Annotated in this window: 11 protein-coding genes; 5 read left to right on the top strand and 6 right to left on the bottom strand. The window is 67.8% G+C overall.

Features of this window, described 5'->3' with window-relative positions; all coding sequences use genetic code 11:
- Positions 1–89 precede the first annotated feature (89 nt).
- From KZX42_RS12195 to astB, 4 genes are read left to right on the top strand one after another with little or no spacing between them, the layout of a single operon-like run.
- Positions 90–1,340 (top strand): hydrolase, encoded by a 1,251-nt coding sequence (locus KZX42_RS12195; protein ID WP_248119619.1) that lies wholly within the window; start codon positions 90–92, stop codon positions 1,338–1,340.
- Between the two features lies 1 nt (position 1,341).
- The gene (locus KZX42_RS12190; protein WP_248119617.1) at positions 1,342–2,349 is read left to right on the top strand and encodes an arginine N-succinyltransferase; all 1,008 of its coding nucleotides are present in this window, start codon (positions 1,342–1,344) and stop codon (positions 2,347–2,349) included.
- A complete protein-coding gene (gene astD / locus KZX42_RS12185; RefSeq protein ID WP_248119615.1) occupies positions 2,346–3,761 on the top strand; it encodes a succinylglutamate-semialdehyde dehydrogenase in 1,416 nt (471 codons plus the stop codon). Before KZX42_RS12190 ends, astD begins: the two co-directional genes overlap by 4 nt.
- Positions 3,758–5,095 (top strand): N-succinylarginine dihydrolase, encoded by a 1,338-nt coding sequence (gene astB, locus KZX42_RS12180; RefSeq protein ID WP_248119613.1) that lies wholly within the window; start codon positions 3,758–3,760, stop codon positions 5,093–5,095. Before astD ends, astB begins: the two co-directional genes overlap by 4 nt.
- Positions 5,096–5,098: 3 nt before the next feature.
- Here astB and phhA read toward each other — a convergent pair whose 3' ends face one another.
- Complete coding sequence (gene phhA, locus KZX42_RS12175) at positions 5,099–5,974, bottom strand: phenylalanine 4-monooxygenase (protein ID WP_248119611.1); 876 nt, start codon at positions 5,972–5,974, stop codon at positions 5,099–5,101.
- 267 nt (positions 5,975–6,241) lie between these two features.
- On the opposite strand from phhA, the gene KZX42_RS12170 reads away from it, so the two are divergent.
- On the top strand, positions 6,242–7,339 hold the full coding sequence (locus KZX42_RS12170; protein WP_248119609.1) for a Ppx/GppA phosphatase family protein: 1,098 nt from the start codon (positions 6,242–6,244) through the stop codon (positions 7,337–7,339).
- Between the two features lie 4 nt (positions 7,340–7,343).
- On the opposite strand, the gene KZX42_RS12165 is transcribed toward KZX42_RS12170, so the two are convergent.
- From KZX42_RS12165 to gyrA, 5 genes are all read right to left on the bottom strand, one after another.
- On the bottom strand, positions 7,344–8,213 hold the full coding sequence (locus KZX42_RS12165; protein WP_248119607.1) for a peptidylprolyl isomerase: 870 nt from the start codon (positions 8,211–8,213) through the stop codon (positions 7,344–7,346).
- Positions 8,214–8,246: 33 nt separating this feature from the next.
- Entirely contained in the window at positions 8,247–9,122 is an 876-nt protein-coding gene (locus tag KZX42_RS12160) for a peptidylprolyl isomerase (RefSeq protein ID WP_248119606.1), read from the bottom strand.
- Positions 9,123–9,130: 8 nt separating this feature from the next.
- Positions 9,131–9,619, bottom strand: a complete 489-nt coding sequence (gene coaD / locus KZX42_RS12155; RefSeq protein ID WP_248119604.1) for a pantetheine-phosphate adenylyltransferase — start codon at positions 9,617–9,619, stop codon at positions 9,131–9,133.
- Between the two features lie 55 nt (positions 9,620–9,674).
- On the bottom strand, positions 9,675–10,514 hold the full coding sequence (locus tag KZX42_RS12150) for an aminotransferase class IV (protein WP_248119601.1): 840 nt from the start codon (positions 10,512–10,514) through the stop codon (positions 9,675–9,677).
- 130 nt (positions 10,515–10,644) lie between these two features.
- Positions 10,645–13,416, bottom strand: a complete 2,772-nt coding sequence (gene gyrA / locus KZX42_RS12145; protein ID WP_248119600.1) for a DNA gyrase subunit A — start codon at positions 13,414–13,416, stop codon at positions 10,645–10,647.
- Positions 13,417–13,505: the final 89 nt, after the last annotated feature.

Raw genomic sequence — 13,505 nt, 5'->3', positions numbered from 1 at the left:
CTCTTGTTCGGTCGGAAACTAGCGATGATCGAGCCTCACTTACAGACCCGTCCTTCACCTTTGTCGCCGGTCCGTCTAGGGTCCGGCCGATGCGGATTCTGACCTCCGACCAGGCCGTCCTCGACCACGTCGCCGCGCGACGCGAGGCCATCATCGGGCGCACCATCGATTGGGCGAACATCAACTCCGGCAGCCGAAACGCCGCCGGATTGAACGCCGTGCTGGATGCGCTGGACGCCGCAGCGCGCGGCCTGTCCGCCGTGGTGCAGCGCATCCCGACCCAAGGCTCGACCACCGTCGCCGACGACGGCCGGGTGCGGACCGAGGCCCACGCCGACGCGCTTAAGATCACCGCCCGACCGGATGCGCCGATCCAGGTGGTGCTGACCGGCCATTACGACACCGTGTTTCCCGCCGACAGCCGGTTCCAGACCGTGACCACTCGCGCGGACGGCGCCCTGAACGGGCCGGGCGTGGCGGACATGAAGGGCGGGATCAGCGTGCTTCTGGCCGCGCTGGAGGCGTTCGAAACCCACCCCGACCGCCACGGCGTCGGCTGGACCGTGCTGCTGAGCCCGGACGAGGAGATCGGCTCGCCTGCGTCTGCGCCCCTGCTGGCCGAAATGGGCGCGCGGGGGCATGTCGGCCTGACCTATGAACCGGCCTTGGCCGACGGCACCCTGGCGGGCGCGCGAAAGGGCAGCGGCAACTATCATCTGATCGTCACCGGCCGCGCCGCCCACGCAGGCCGCGCCTTCGACGAGGGCCGCAACGCGGTCGCAGGCGCCGCCATTATCGCCGCCGCCCTGCATGGGCTGAACGGCCGGCATGACGGCGTCACCGTCAATGTCGCCAAGATTTCAGGCGGCGGCGCCTTGAACGTGGTCGCCGACAACGCCGTGGTCCGCTTCAATGTGCGGGTGCCGGACAAGGCCGCCGCCGACTGGATCGACGCCCAGGTTCGCCGCCTCGCCGCCACGCCGCCGTTCGAGGGTCTGACGCTGGACCTGCACGGCGGCTTCACCCGCCCGCCCAAGCCGATGGACGCCGCACAGACCGCCCTGTTCGAGGCCGTCAGGGAGGCCGGCGCCCTGCTGGGCCAACCCATCGCCTGGAAGCCGTCGGGCGGTGTGTGCGAGGGCAACAATCTGCACGCCGCTGGACTGCCCAACATCGACACCCTGGGCGTACGGGGCGGCGACATCCATTCGGATCAGGAGTTCGCCTGGCCCGACAGCTTCGTCGAACGCGCCCAGCTCAGCGCCCTGATCCTGTGCAAGATCGCCTCGGGCGAGATCGACGCGGCCAAACTGAAATCCCTGCGGATGGAAACTCTGTAGAATGCTTGTCGTCCGTCCCGCCGGCCCCGCCGACCTCGACCATCTGTTGGAACTGGCCATCCTGTCCGGTCCCGGCTTCACCAGCCTGCCCGAAGACCCTGACGCCCTGTCCGACCGGCTGGAGCTGAGCCAGGCCAGTTTCCGGGGCGAGATCACGCCGCAAGAGGCCTGGTACACACTGATGCTGGAAGACGGCGACACCGGCGACATCGACGGGGTCGGATCGGTCAAGGCGACGGTGGGGCTGAAACGGCCCTTCTTCTCGTTCCGCGTGGTGAACAACACTGTCCAGTCGCCATCCCTGGGGGTCAAGCTGGATCACCAGACGCTGGTGCTGGTCAACGAATGCACCGGCTGGACCGAGGTCGGATCGCTGTTCCTGAAGGCGGATCGGCGAAAGGGCGGCGCGGGCCGTCTGCTTAGCCAGTCGCGCTATATGCTGATCGGCGCCCAGCCCGAACTGTTCGCCGAAAATGTGCTGGCCGAGTTGCGCGGCGTCTTCACCCCCGATGGCGCCTGCCCCTTCTGGGACCATGTGTCGCACAAATTCTTCCCGATGGACTTCGACCACGCCGACCGGATGACCGGATCGACCGACAAACAATTCATTCTGGACCTGGCGCCGCGCCACCCGATCTATGTCGAACTGCTGCCCGAACCGGCGCGCGCTGTTATCGGCAAGGTGCATCCGCAAGGGGTGCCGGCCATGGCGCTGCTGGAAAGCGAAGGCTTCCGTCCCAACGGACTGGTGGACATCTTCGATGCCGGGCCGACCGTCTCGTGCGGGCGCGACAATATCCGCACGGTGCGCGATGCGCGGCGGCTAACGGTCGAAATCGCGGATGGGGTGGAGGCCGAACTACCGGCCCTGATCTCGACCGACAACGTCTCAGCCTTCCGCGCCGTGCGCGCCAAGGCCGACATCGACGGCGACACGGTTCGCCTGACCGCCGAAACCGCCGCCGCGCTGAAGGTGCGCGCCGGAGAGACTGTGCGAGTAAAATCATGACCCGTTTCACCTCGACCGACCCCGCCACCGAAGCGACCAACTGGGAGGGCGAGGCCGCCAGCCCCGCCCAGGTCCAGTCCGCCGTGGACGCCGCCCGCGCCGCCTTCCCCGCCTGGGCCGACGCCCCGCGCGCCGAGCGGATCGAGGCGGTCAAACGCTATCAGGCCGTGCTGAAGGACCGTGCGCCCCAGATCGCAGAGGCCATCAGCCGCGAGACCGGCAAGCCCCTGTGGGAGACCAAGACCGAGGCCGCCGCCATGATCGGCAAGGTCGACATCTCGATCCGCGCCTATGACGAACGCACCGGCGAGCGCACCAGCGACACCGCCTTCGGCCGCGCCACCCTGCGTCACCGTCCGCACGGCGTGGCGGCGGTGCTTGGCCCGTTCAACTTCCCCGGCCATCTGCCGAACGGCCATATCGTCCCGGCCCTGCTGGCGGGCGACACGGTGGTTTTCAAGCCGTCGGAAGAGACGCCCCTGGTCGGTCAGGCGATGGCCGAGGCCTTCGCCGCCGCCGACCTGCCGACAGGCGTGGTCAATGTCGTCCAGGGCGGGCGCGAGACGGGCGCGGCCCTTCTGGACGCCGGCATAGACGCCCTGATGTTCACCGGCTCTGGCGCGGCGGGCGCGCATTTCCGCAAGAAGTTCGCCGACGATCCGCACGTCATCCTGGCGCTGGAGCTGGGCGGCAACAATCCGCTGGTCGTCTGGGACGTGGCGGATGCACAGGCCGTGGCGGGCATCGCGGTCCAGTCCGCCTTCATCACCACCGGCCAGCGCTGCTCGTGTGCGCGTCGCCTGATCGTGCCGGAAGGCGCCCAGGGCGATGCGATCATCGAAGCTGTCGCCGCCTTGTCCGACCGGCTGATCTTTGGCCCATGGGATAGCGATCCCGAACCCTATGCCGGGCCGCTGATCTCGGCGCGTGCGGCCGAGGCGGCGCTGAAGGCGTTGCAGGACCGGATCGACAGCGGGGCCAAAGTCATCCGCGCCTCTGGACCGGTCGCTAATCTGCCCGGCGCCTTCGTCAGACCGGCCATCATCGATGTGACGGGCGTCGATGTGCCGGACGAGGAGATGTTCGCGCCCTTCCTGTCGGTGACGCGGGTTGCGACCTTCGACGCTGCGATCCAGGCAGCCAACGCCACCCGTTATGGCCTGTCCGCCGGTCTGGTCAGCGATGATCCGAAGAACTGGGACCATTTCATCCGCCGCATCCGCGCCGGCGTGGTCAACTTCAACCGTCCGACGACAGGCGCGGCGGGCGACATGCCGTTCGGCGGCCTGGGCGCCAGCGGCAACCATCGGCCCAGCGCCTATTACGCCGCCGACTACTGCGCCTATCCGGTCGCCAGCTTCGAGGCCGACGCGGTCGCCAATATCGAAGGCGAGATCAAGGGGCTGCGATGATCACCGCCGTCGAAGCCAATGCCGACGGTCTGATCGGTCCGACACATTCCTATGCGGGCCTCAGCCCCGGCAATCTGGCCTCCAGCCTGAACAAGGGCGAGGCGTCCAACCCGCGCGCGGCGGTGTTGCAGGGTCTGGACAAGATGAAACGGCTGGCAGATCTGGACCTGCCCCAGTTTGTCCTGCCGCCGCACGAACGGCCGAACATCTCCTTCCTGCGCGCGCTGGGCTTCACCGGCGCGGATGGACAGGTGTTGGAGCGCGCGTGGAGAACCGCACCATCCTTCGCCGCCGCGGCCTGTTCGGCCTCGCCCATGTGGGCCGCCAACGCCGCGACCGTGACCCCGTCCAGCGACGCCGCCGACAGTCGGGTGCATTTCACCCCCGCCAACCTGCACACCAATCTGCACCGCAGCCTGGAGCACCAGCAGACCAAACGCGCGCTGGACGCCCTGTTCCCGGACGCCAGCCGGTTCGCCGTCCACGACGCCCTGCCCGCTGTCGCCCATCTGGCCGACGAGGGCGCGGCCAACCACGTTCGGCTGTGCGCCGACCATGGCGGTCGCGGGGTCAATCTGCTGGTCTGGGGGCGCGAAGCGTTCGTGCCTTGGGACGGCCCCTTCCCCGCCCGCCAGACGCGCGAAGCCTCTGAGGCCATCGTCCGCCGCCATGAGGCCGGGCAGCCCGTTCTGGCGCAGCAATCCCGCGCCGCCATCGCGGGCGGCACATTCCACAACGACGTGGTCTGCGTCGGGGCGCTGGACACCCTGTTCTTCCACGAACTGGCGTTCGAGGACGCCGACGCAACCAAGGCCGCCATACGCCGCGCCGCCGACGGCCTGTTCGAACCCCAATTCATCGAGGTCTCCGACGCCGACCTGCCCCTGGCCGACGCCATATCCAGCTATCTGTTCAACTCCATGCTGATCCAGGTTCCGGGCGAGGACCGCCTGACCCTGATCTGCCCCACCGAGACGCGCGACAATCCGCGCAGCCACGCGGTCGCCGAACGGGTCGCCGCCTCCAACGGACCGATCGGGACGGTGCGCTATGTCGATGTGCGACAGTCGATGCGGAACGGCGGCGGTCCGGCCTGCCTGCGCCTGCGGGTCGTGCTGAACGAGGCGGAGCTGGCGGCGACCAATCCGGCCATGCGCCTGACCGACGCCCTGTACGCGCGCCTGTCAGACTGGGCAAACCGCTGGTATCGCGACGAACTCCGTCCCGCCGATCTGGCCGATTCGGCCCTGCTGGACGAGACGCGCGGGGCGCTGGACGAACTGACCGGCATTCTGGACCTGGGTGCCGACTTCTATCCGTTCCAGCGCGCCTGACCGTCAGGCGGCGAACCGCCCGCCCTTGTCGGCATAGGCCTGGGTGCCGTGGGTGATGACGCTGTCGGTCGGCAGGATGGTTTCGATCGCCAGATCGTCCTGCCCCTTCAGCGCCGCATAGACAGGACCGAAGTCCTTGAGCGTCATCTGCTTCAGGGCTTCAATGCTGTCGATGACGAAATAGACCTGCTGGAAATCGTCGATCCGGTAGAGGGTCCGCATCACCCGCTCCAGATCGAAGCCCAGGCGGTTGGGCGACGGGTCGTCCAGGGCGAACACGCTCTCGGTCGAGGAGGACACGATGCCCGCGCCATAGATGCGTAAGGCCCCCGCCTCCTTCATCAGGCCGAATTCCACCGTGTACCAGTACAGCCGCGCCAGATTGGGCAACATGCCCAGCGACGCCGCCCGCTGGCCGCCCTTGCCATAGGCCTCCATATAGGCGGCGAAGGCCGGATCGGTCAGCATGGGGACGTGGCCGAACACATCGTGGAAGATGTCCGGCTCCTGCAGATAGTCCAGTTGATCCGGCGTCCTGATGAACTGGCCCGAGACGAAGCGTCGGTTGGCCAGGTGATCGAAAAACACCTCGTCCGGCACCAGCCCCGGCACGCAGACCACCGTCCAGCCGGTCAGGGCCTGGAGCTTGGGATTGATCACTTCGAAGTCGGGAATGCCGCCCGCATTCAGGTCCAGCGCCTTCAGCCCGTTCAGAAAGGCGTCGCAGGCGCGGCCCGGCAGCACCTTCATCTGACGCGCGTACAGCGTGTCCCAGGTCCTATGCTCGACCTCGGTATAGGCGGCCCAGTTCTGGGGTATGGTCCAGTCCGCTCCGGCGCCTTCGGGCGGCTGTTCAAAAACATGTTCGAAGTCGGACATGGGACGCTCCTCAGATCTTTTCCTCAGTCTAACAAGGACTTTCAGCGTCTTCCACCGTCTGTTCAGCCGCAAGGGCGCGTGAAGCAGCAACTGACGTCGTCGGGCTGTGTGAACCTGGATCATGGTTCTGATACGCCACGACCTCTGACGCAGGCCCCGCCGGGCCGTTCATCTTCCTGACAGAATGGCTTGGCGCGGACGATCTTCGCGCGCTAGGCTGATGGGGACGGGCGCCGCTTTGGACCGCCCACATCGGAATGACGACCCATGCCGGAGACCCACGGCGCGCCCCGACGGCGCGACGAGCGGTCCCAGCCTTCCCGTTCGCGGGATGCGTCGGGTCGGGATGCGCCGCTCTATGGCGCGCTCGATCTGGGGACCAATAATTGTCGGCTGTTGATCGCGCGGCCGTCGCGCGACGGCTTTCGCGTAGTGGACAGTTTCAGCCGCATCGTGCGCCTGGGCGAAGGCCTGTCGCGCACCGGACGACTGGACCCTCAGGCGATGGACCGGGCCTATGACGCCTTGGCCTTGTGCGCCGAGCGGATCGTCAGGAAGGGCGTGGATTCGGCGCGTCTCAGCGCCGTGGCCACCCAGGCTTGTCGCGCGGCCGAAAACGGCGCGGACTTCATCGACCGCGTGCGCAAGGGCACGGGCCTACGCCTGCGCATCATCGACCCGGCCGAAGAGGCGCGGCTGGCGGTCGAGGGATGCCTGAACCTGATCGACCCCAGGGCCGAGGGGGTGATCATCATCGACGTGGGCGGCGGCTCCACCGAACTGTCGTGGCTGAAGCGCGAGGAGGCGGAATGGCGCACCACCAGTTGGATGTCGGCGCCGCTGGGCGTCGTCACCCTGGCCGAACGTCACCCGGAGCCGGAAAACGCGGTCGAGCCCTGGTACGAAGCCATGGTCGCCGACATGGGCGCGGCCCTGGCGGCCGGCGGCATCCAGGACGATGGAATGCTGGACCTGCTGCGGCGCGACCACGCGCACCTGATCGGCACCTCTGGCGCGATCACCAGCCTGGCGGGAATTCACCTGAAACTGCCGCGCTATAATCGCGACCGGGTCGATGGTTTGTGGATGACGCGCAGCGACTGCGAGGCGGCAGCGGATCGGCTGAAGGCCCTGGGGCCGGAAGGGCGCGCGCGCGAGGCCTGCATCGGCCCCGACCGCGCCGATCTGGTGCTGGCCGGGGCCGCCATCCTGGAGGCGATCCAGCGCGCCTGGCCGTCCGAGCGGGTTCGCGTTGCCGACCGGGGCCTGCGCGAAGGCCTGCTGCTGCAAAGGATGCGCGACGATCAGAAGCCGCCGCGCCGCCGTCGACGCCGGCGCGGTCGCGGGCGGGGATCGGTCGGCTGAGGCTTTAAGCCCCGGGCGTGACCTGCGCCGGAATGTCGATGTCGCAGACGGAGAAGTCGGCGCCCTTGGCCTGGCGCGCCTGATCCACCAAGGCGCGGAAGGCGGCGGAGGTGGTGTTCATCATCTGAACCTTCGGGCGTTCGGCCTGGGGCAGGTCGGCGGCCAGACGCACGCGGGTCATGCGATCCGGCTCGGTCACGATGCCGTCCGGGTTGGGACTGGCCTTCAGGGCGCGCACCACGTCCAGCCCCGAAACCACCCGCCCCCAGACGGTGTAGCGTTTGTCCAGCGCCGGATAGGCCTGGCGCATCAGGAAGAACTGGCTGTTGGCGGTGTCATTGCCTTCGTCGCGCGCCATGCCGGCGACGCCGGGGCAGTATAGGCCCCAGCCGTGCACCTTCTTGTCGCCGGTGCCGGCCATCAGGTCGTCGGGCTGGGTCTGGACCGGCACGGAGCGGACGAAGCCGATCAGGGCGCCGGTCGGGGCGGCGACGGGGGTGAAGGCCATGTCCGGACCGCGACGGAAGGTGAACTCGCCCTTCAGGTCGGGATACCAGCTCTGACCGTCGCCGGTGCCCAGCGGATCGCCGGTCTGGGCCATGAACCAGTCGATCACCCGGTGCCAGGCCAGATTGTCGTAAAACCCACGCGCGGCCAGCAGCTTGATCCGCTCGACATGGGCGGGCGCCAGCTCGGGGGCCAGCTCGACCAGAATGCGCCCCTTGCTCGTGTCGATGACCAGAAGATCACTGGGCGAGACCGCGCGCCAGTCGGTGGGGGCCGGCGGGGGCGGAGGCGGCGACGCTTCCTGCGCCAGAACCGGCCCTGACAGAAGGGCGGCCAGGACCGCCGCCGCCAATGCGTTTCGAACCATGTCCCCTACCCCTCCTGATGGTCGATCCGGCCTTCAGCCGCCGACGACCTCGGCGACCGGCTGGACGTCGCAGATGCTGAAACCCGATCCGCGCGCGGTGCGAGTTGCGGCGATCCGGTCGGCGAATGCCGCGCTGGAGGCGTTCAGCACGCGAACGGTCGGGCGCTGCCCCTCCGCCAGGGCCGAAGCCATGCGGACGTGGGTCATGACGTCGGGATCAGTCACCTTGCCGTCCTCGGCGTCAGAACCCTTCTTGATCTTGTCCAGCACGTCCAGGCCCGACACCACGCGGCCGAAAGCGGTATAGACGCCGTCCAGCTGATCGCGGGTGCCCATCATCAGGAAGAACTGGCTGTTGGCGCTGTCGGGCGAGCCGGATCGCGCCATACCCAGCACGCCAGGGCAGAACAGACCGTGGGCGTCCACCTTGAAGTCGGCGGTGACCATCATCTGGGCGTCAGGCTGGGTCTGGACCGGCAGATCGTTCACAAGGCCGCGCACGCCCATGCCCGAGTTGGGTACGGCGACGAAGCCGGCGTCGCGACCGCGACGGAAGTTGAACTCGGCCTTCAGGTCGGGCAGCTCGCTGCCGCCCTCGCCGGTGCCCTTGGGATCGCCGGTCTGGGCCATGAAGCCGGGAATGACGCGGTGGAACTTCAGCCCGTCGTAGAAGCCCTGATTGGCCAGGGTGCGGATGCGTTCGGCGTGATTGGGCGCCGCCACCGGAACCAGCTCCACCAGGATGCGGCCCTTGGCGGTGTCGATGACCAGCAGGTTCTCGGGCGCGATGGTGCGCCAGTCGGCGGCAGGGGCCGCGACAGGGGCGGCGGCGGGCGCCGCCGTCTGGGCCTGGACCGCGCTGGAGGCCAGAAGGGCGCCGAGTCCGGCCGCGATGATCGCCTTACGCATAGTCGTTCTCAAATCCCGTTCTTGACCTTGTCCCGCACGCGCGCGGCGATGGCGGGGCTGACGAAACTGTCGATCGCGCCGTCCAGACGGGCGATTTCCTTGACCAGCCGCGAGGCGATGGCCTGGTGGCGCGGATCGGCCATCAGGAATACCGTCTCGATGTCCTGATTGAGGCGCTGGTTCATGGCCGTCATCTGGAACTCGTATTCGAAGTCGGCGACCGCGCGCAAACCCCGGATGATGACATTGGCGTTCAGTTCCTCGGCGAAATGCATCAGCAGGTTCGAAAAGGGCTGGACCACGATGTCCCCGCCCAGGCCCGCGACCTCGTCCTGCAGCATCCGAACCCGCTCGTCGGTGGTGAACAGCGGGCCCTTCTCGTCATTGCGCGCCACGCCGATGACCACTCGGTCCACCAGCTTCAGCGCGCGTTTGATGATGTCGGTATGCCCGTTCGTCACCGGGTCGAAGGTGCCCGGATAAAGTCCGATGCGCATGGCGTGTCTCCCCAGCCTGTCGCCTGCCGTTCGGCGTCGTTTAGCAGGTGCGAAATCAGCGGCCTAGCCGGCTGACGCCTTCGTCATCGTCGCGGGCCGCGATCGCTTGCGGCGACTGCGACGCCCACGCGCGCTGCAACCGGTCCAGCATCGCCGGATCGGCGGCGAATGCCGTGTCGTCGATGGCCGTGATGGGACAGGCCGGGGTGGCGCTGTTGCACAGGAAGGCGGCGTTGAAAGCCGAGATATCGGACAATGAGACCGGACGGGTCTCTGACGTAAGACCCGCGCCAGACAGGCCGCGTTGAATCAGGGCCTGGGTCACGCCCGCGAGCATCGGCCCCTGCGGCCAGACGATCCGCTCGCCCCGAATGAAGCCGATATTCCAGAGCGCCCCCTCCAAAACCCGCCCCTCGGCGTCGGTGAACAACGCATCGTCGAAGCCATCCGCGCGGGCGGCGCGCCGCGCGCGGGTCAACCCCATGGTCGCGACGTGTTTCAGATGCGGCGCTTCCCGCTGATAGGCGATCGTCTTGACCCGGACCGAGACGGCCAACGGCGGCGGGGGCGGCGAAACCGCCGTCATGACTTTCGGCCGACCGGCGAACGACGGGGCGCGATGACCGATTTCCGGGGAAAACAGGCTGACCCGCAGCCAGCAGGCGTGGTGGCCCTCGACGGCCTGGGCCATCAGACGACGCAACTCTGCCTCGCCTGGGCTTTCACCGAACAGTTCGACCGCCGCCTGCTCCAGCCGCGCCAGATGCAGGTCGAGGCCGCGCACAGCGCCCTGCTCCACGCAGAACGATGTGTAGGCGCCGTAGTTGACCAAAGCCTGATGGGCCAAGTCATCGGCCGTGGCGGGGTGACCGTCGATCAGGATTGTCGCGTTCAACCCATCCTCCCCCATTCATGGGGGAGGGGGACCACGAAGTGGTGGAGGGGGCGGACCGAAGGCCAGTGTTTGGGGTCGCCCCCTCCACCATGCTGCGCATGGTCCCCCTCCCCCGCTGCGCGGTGGAGGATCAGCCCTCGCCCTCTTCGCCCGCGATCTCCACATCGTCCCCACCGCTTTCCGGCAGGCGTTCGACCGAGACGACCTTCTCGTCCTTGCCGGTGCGGAAGATGGTCACGCCCTGGCTGGAGCGGCCGACGATGCGGACCTGATCCATGCGGGTGCGGATCATCTGACCGCCCGAGGTGACGAGCAGCAGATCGTCCGATTCCTCGACCGGGAAGGCCGCCGCCAGGCGCGTGCCCGCGCGTCCGCCCAGGCCGTGGGCCGTCAGACCCTGACCGCCGCGACCGGTGCGGCGATACTCGTAGGCCGAGGACCGCTTGCCGAAGCCGGTCTCGGTGACCGTCAGGATGAACTGTTCGGCGGCGCCCAGTTCGGCGATCCGTTCGACCGTCAGAGCGGCGTCGGCGACCTCGTCTTCGGCCTCGGCCGGAGCCGCGACATCCTCTTCGCCGTCCGCGCCGGCCAATGCCTTGCGCATGGCGTTGGCGTGTTTGACGTAGGCGGCGCGCTCCTCGGGCGTCGCGTCGACGCGGCCCAGGATAGCCATGGAGATGACCTCGTCGCCGTCCTGCAGGCGCACGCCCCGGACGCCGGTCGAATCCCGGCCCTTGAACACGCGCACGTCGTCGGCCTTGAAGCGGATCGCCCGGCCCAGCGCCGTGGTCAGCAGCACATCGTCATCGGCGGTGCACAGGCCGACGCCGACCATCCGGTCGGTCCCTTCCAGCTTCATGGCGATCTTGCCGGCGCGGTTCACCGTGGCGAAGTCCGACAGCTTGTTGCGCCGCACGTCGCCGGTCGAGGTGGCGAACATGATGTCGTAATCGCCCCAGGTCGCCTCGTCCTCGGGCAAAGGCAGGACGTTCATGATGCTGTCGCCCGGCTCGATGGGCAGCAGGTTGACGAAGGCCTTGCCCCGCGACTGCGGATTGCCCAGCGGCAGGCGCCAGGTCTTCAGCTTGTAGGCCTTGCCATTGGTGGCGAAGAACAGGACCGGCGTGTGGGTCGAGGCGCTGAAGACGCCGGTGATGGCGTCCTCGTCCTTCATAGACATGCCGCTGCGGCCCTTGCCGCCGCGATGCTGGGTCCGATAGGCGTTCAGGGCGACGCGCTTGACATAGCCGCCGTGGGTGACGGTGACGACCATGTCCTCGCGCGGGATCAGGTCCTCGTCCTCCATCTCGCCGTCGCCCTCCCCGATCAGCGTGCGACGTGGAACGGCGAACCTGTCCTTCACCTCGATCAGGTCGTCGCGGATGATGGCCAGGACGTTCTTGCGGTCCGACAGAATGGTCAGGTGACCCTGGATCGTATCGGCCAGGCTGCGCGCCTCGCCGAAGATGTCGTCGCGGCCCAGACCGGTCAGGCGCGAGAGGGTCAGGGCCAGGATGGCGCGGGCCTGTTCATCGGTCAGGCGGATCTTGTCGCCCTCGACGATGACGCTGCGCGGGTCGGCGATCAGTTCGACCAGGGCCATCATGTCCCCGACAGGCCAGGCCTTGGCCTGCAGCCGTTCGCGCGCCTCCGTCGGATCGGCCGAGGAGCGGATGATGTGGATCACTTCGTCGATATTGGCGACGGCGACGGCCAGACCGACCAGCACATGGCCACGGTCGCGGGCCTTGGCCAGTTCGAACTTGACCCGGCGGACCACCACCTCCTCGCGGAAGTCCAGGAAGACCTCCAGCAGTTGGCGCAGGCCCATCTGCTCGGGGCGGCCGTGGTTCAGCGCCAGCATGTTGACGCCGAACGAGCTCTGCATGGCGGTGTAGCGCCACAGCTGGTTCAGGATCACATCGCCCGAGGCGTCGCGCTTGAGCTCGATGACGATCCGCATCCCCTGACGGTCGGATTCGTCGCGGACGTCGGAAATGCCTTCCAGACGCTTCTCGCGCACCATTTCGGCGATCCGCTCGATCAGCGTCTGTTTGTTGACCTGATAGGGCAGTTCGGTGACGACGATGGCTTCGCGGTCTTTTCTGATCTCCTCGACCGAGGCGCGGCCGCGCACCACGACCGAACCGCGCCCGTCGCGCAGCGCATTGCGCGGCGCCGTGCGGCCCATGATCTCGCCACCGGTCGGGAAGTCTGGACCGGGCACGATGTCCAGCAGGGCGTCGTCGGAGATGGTCGGGTCGTCCAGCAGGGCCAGGGCCGCGTCCACGACCTCGCCCAGATTGTGCGGCGGGATGTTGGTCGCCATGCCCACAGCGATGCCGCCCGCGCCATTGACCAGCAGGTTCGGGATTCGGCTGGGCAGGACGACCGGCTCCAGCTCCTTCTCGTCGTAGTTCGGCTGGAAATCGACGGTGTCCTTGTCGATGTCCGTCATCAGGGCGACGGCGGCGGGCGCCATCCGGGCCTCGGTGTAACGCATCGAGGCGGGCATATCGCCGTCGACCGAACCGAAGTTGCCTTGGCCGTCGACCAGCATCAGCCCCATCGAGAAGGGCTGCGCCATCCGCACCAGGGCCATATAGACCGAGGCGTCGCCGTGGGGGTGGAACCGGCCCAGCACGTCGCCGACCACGCGCGCGCACTTCGAATAGGCGCGCTCGGGCGTCATGTTCAGGTCGTGCATCGAATACAGGATGCGCCGATGCACCGGCTTCAGGCCGTCGCGCGCGTCAGGCAGAGCGCGCGACACGATCACGCTCATGGCGTAGTCGAGATACGAACGCTTCAGTTCGTCCTCGATCGTGATCGTGGAAATGTCGGAGCCGCCGCCTCGGCCATTGATCGGGGATGCGGCGTTTTCGTAGCTGTCGTCGGTCAAGGAAGCGTGGCTTTATGCGGCCGGAATCGGAACGTGATCCGCTGTGACGATTTCTAGCATTCCAGGGGCCCGGTGGCAAAGCGACGCCG

The sequence above is a fragment of the Brevundimonas sp. EYE_349 genome, from assembly GCF_023147505.1.
In the GTDB taxonomy this organism is placed as follows: domain Bacteria; phylum Pseudomonadota; class Alphaproteobacteria; order Caulobacterales; family Caulobacteraceae; genus Brevundimonas.
The sequence above is the reverse complement of the archived record's forward strand: the minus strand, read 5'-3'. Positions and strand labels throughout refer to the sequence as shown.

What these genes read in the sequence shown, in the direction of transcription:
- KZX42_RS12195 (WP_248119619.1), top strand. Translation starts at nt 90, where the DNA reads ATGCGGATTCTGACCTCCGACCAGGCCGTCCTCGACCACGTCGCCGCG.
- KZX42_RS12190 (WP_248119617.1), top strand. Translation starts at nt 1,342, where the DNA reads ATGCTTGTCGTCCGTCCCGCCGGCCCCGCCGACCTCGACCATCTGTTG.
- astD (WP_248119615.1), top strand. Translation starts at nt 2,346, where the DNA reads ATGACCCGTTTCACCTCGACCGACCCCGCCACCGAAGCGACCAACTGG.
- astB (WP_248119613.1), top strand. Translation starts at nt 3,758, where the DNA reads ATGATCACCGCCGTCGAAGCCAATGCCGACGGTCTGATCGGTCCGACA.
- phhA (WP_248119611.1), bottom strand. Translation starts at nt 5,974, where the DNA reads ATGTCCGACTTCGAACATGTTTTTGAACAGCCGCCCGAAGGCGCCGGA.
- KZX42_RS12170 (WP_248119609.1), top strand. Translation starts at nt 6,242, where the DNA reads ATGCCGGAGACCCACGGCGCGCCCCGACGGCGCGACGAGCGGTCCCAG.
- KZX42_RS12165 (WP_248119607.1), bottom strand. Translation starts at nt 8,213, where the DNA reads ATGGTTCGAAACGCATTGGCGGCGGCGGTCCTGGCCGCCCTTCTGTCA.
- KZX42_RS12160 (WP_248119606.1), bottom strand. Translation starts at nt 9,122, where the DNA reads ATGCGTAAGGCGATCATCGCGGCCGGACTCGGCGCCCTTCTGGCCTCC.
- coaD (WP_248119604.1), bottom strand. Translation starts at nt 9,619, where the DNA reads ATGCGCATCGGACTTTATCCGGGCACCTTCGACCCGGTGACGAACGGG.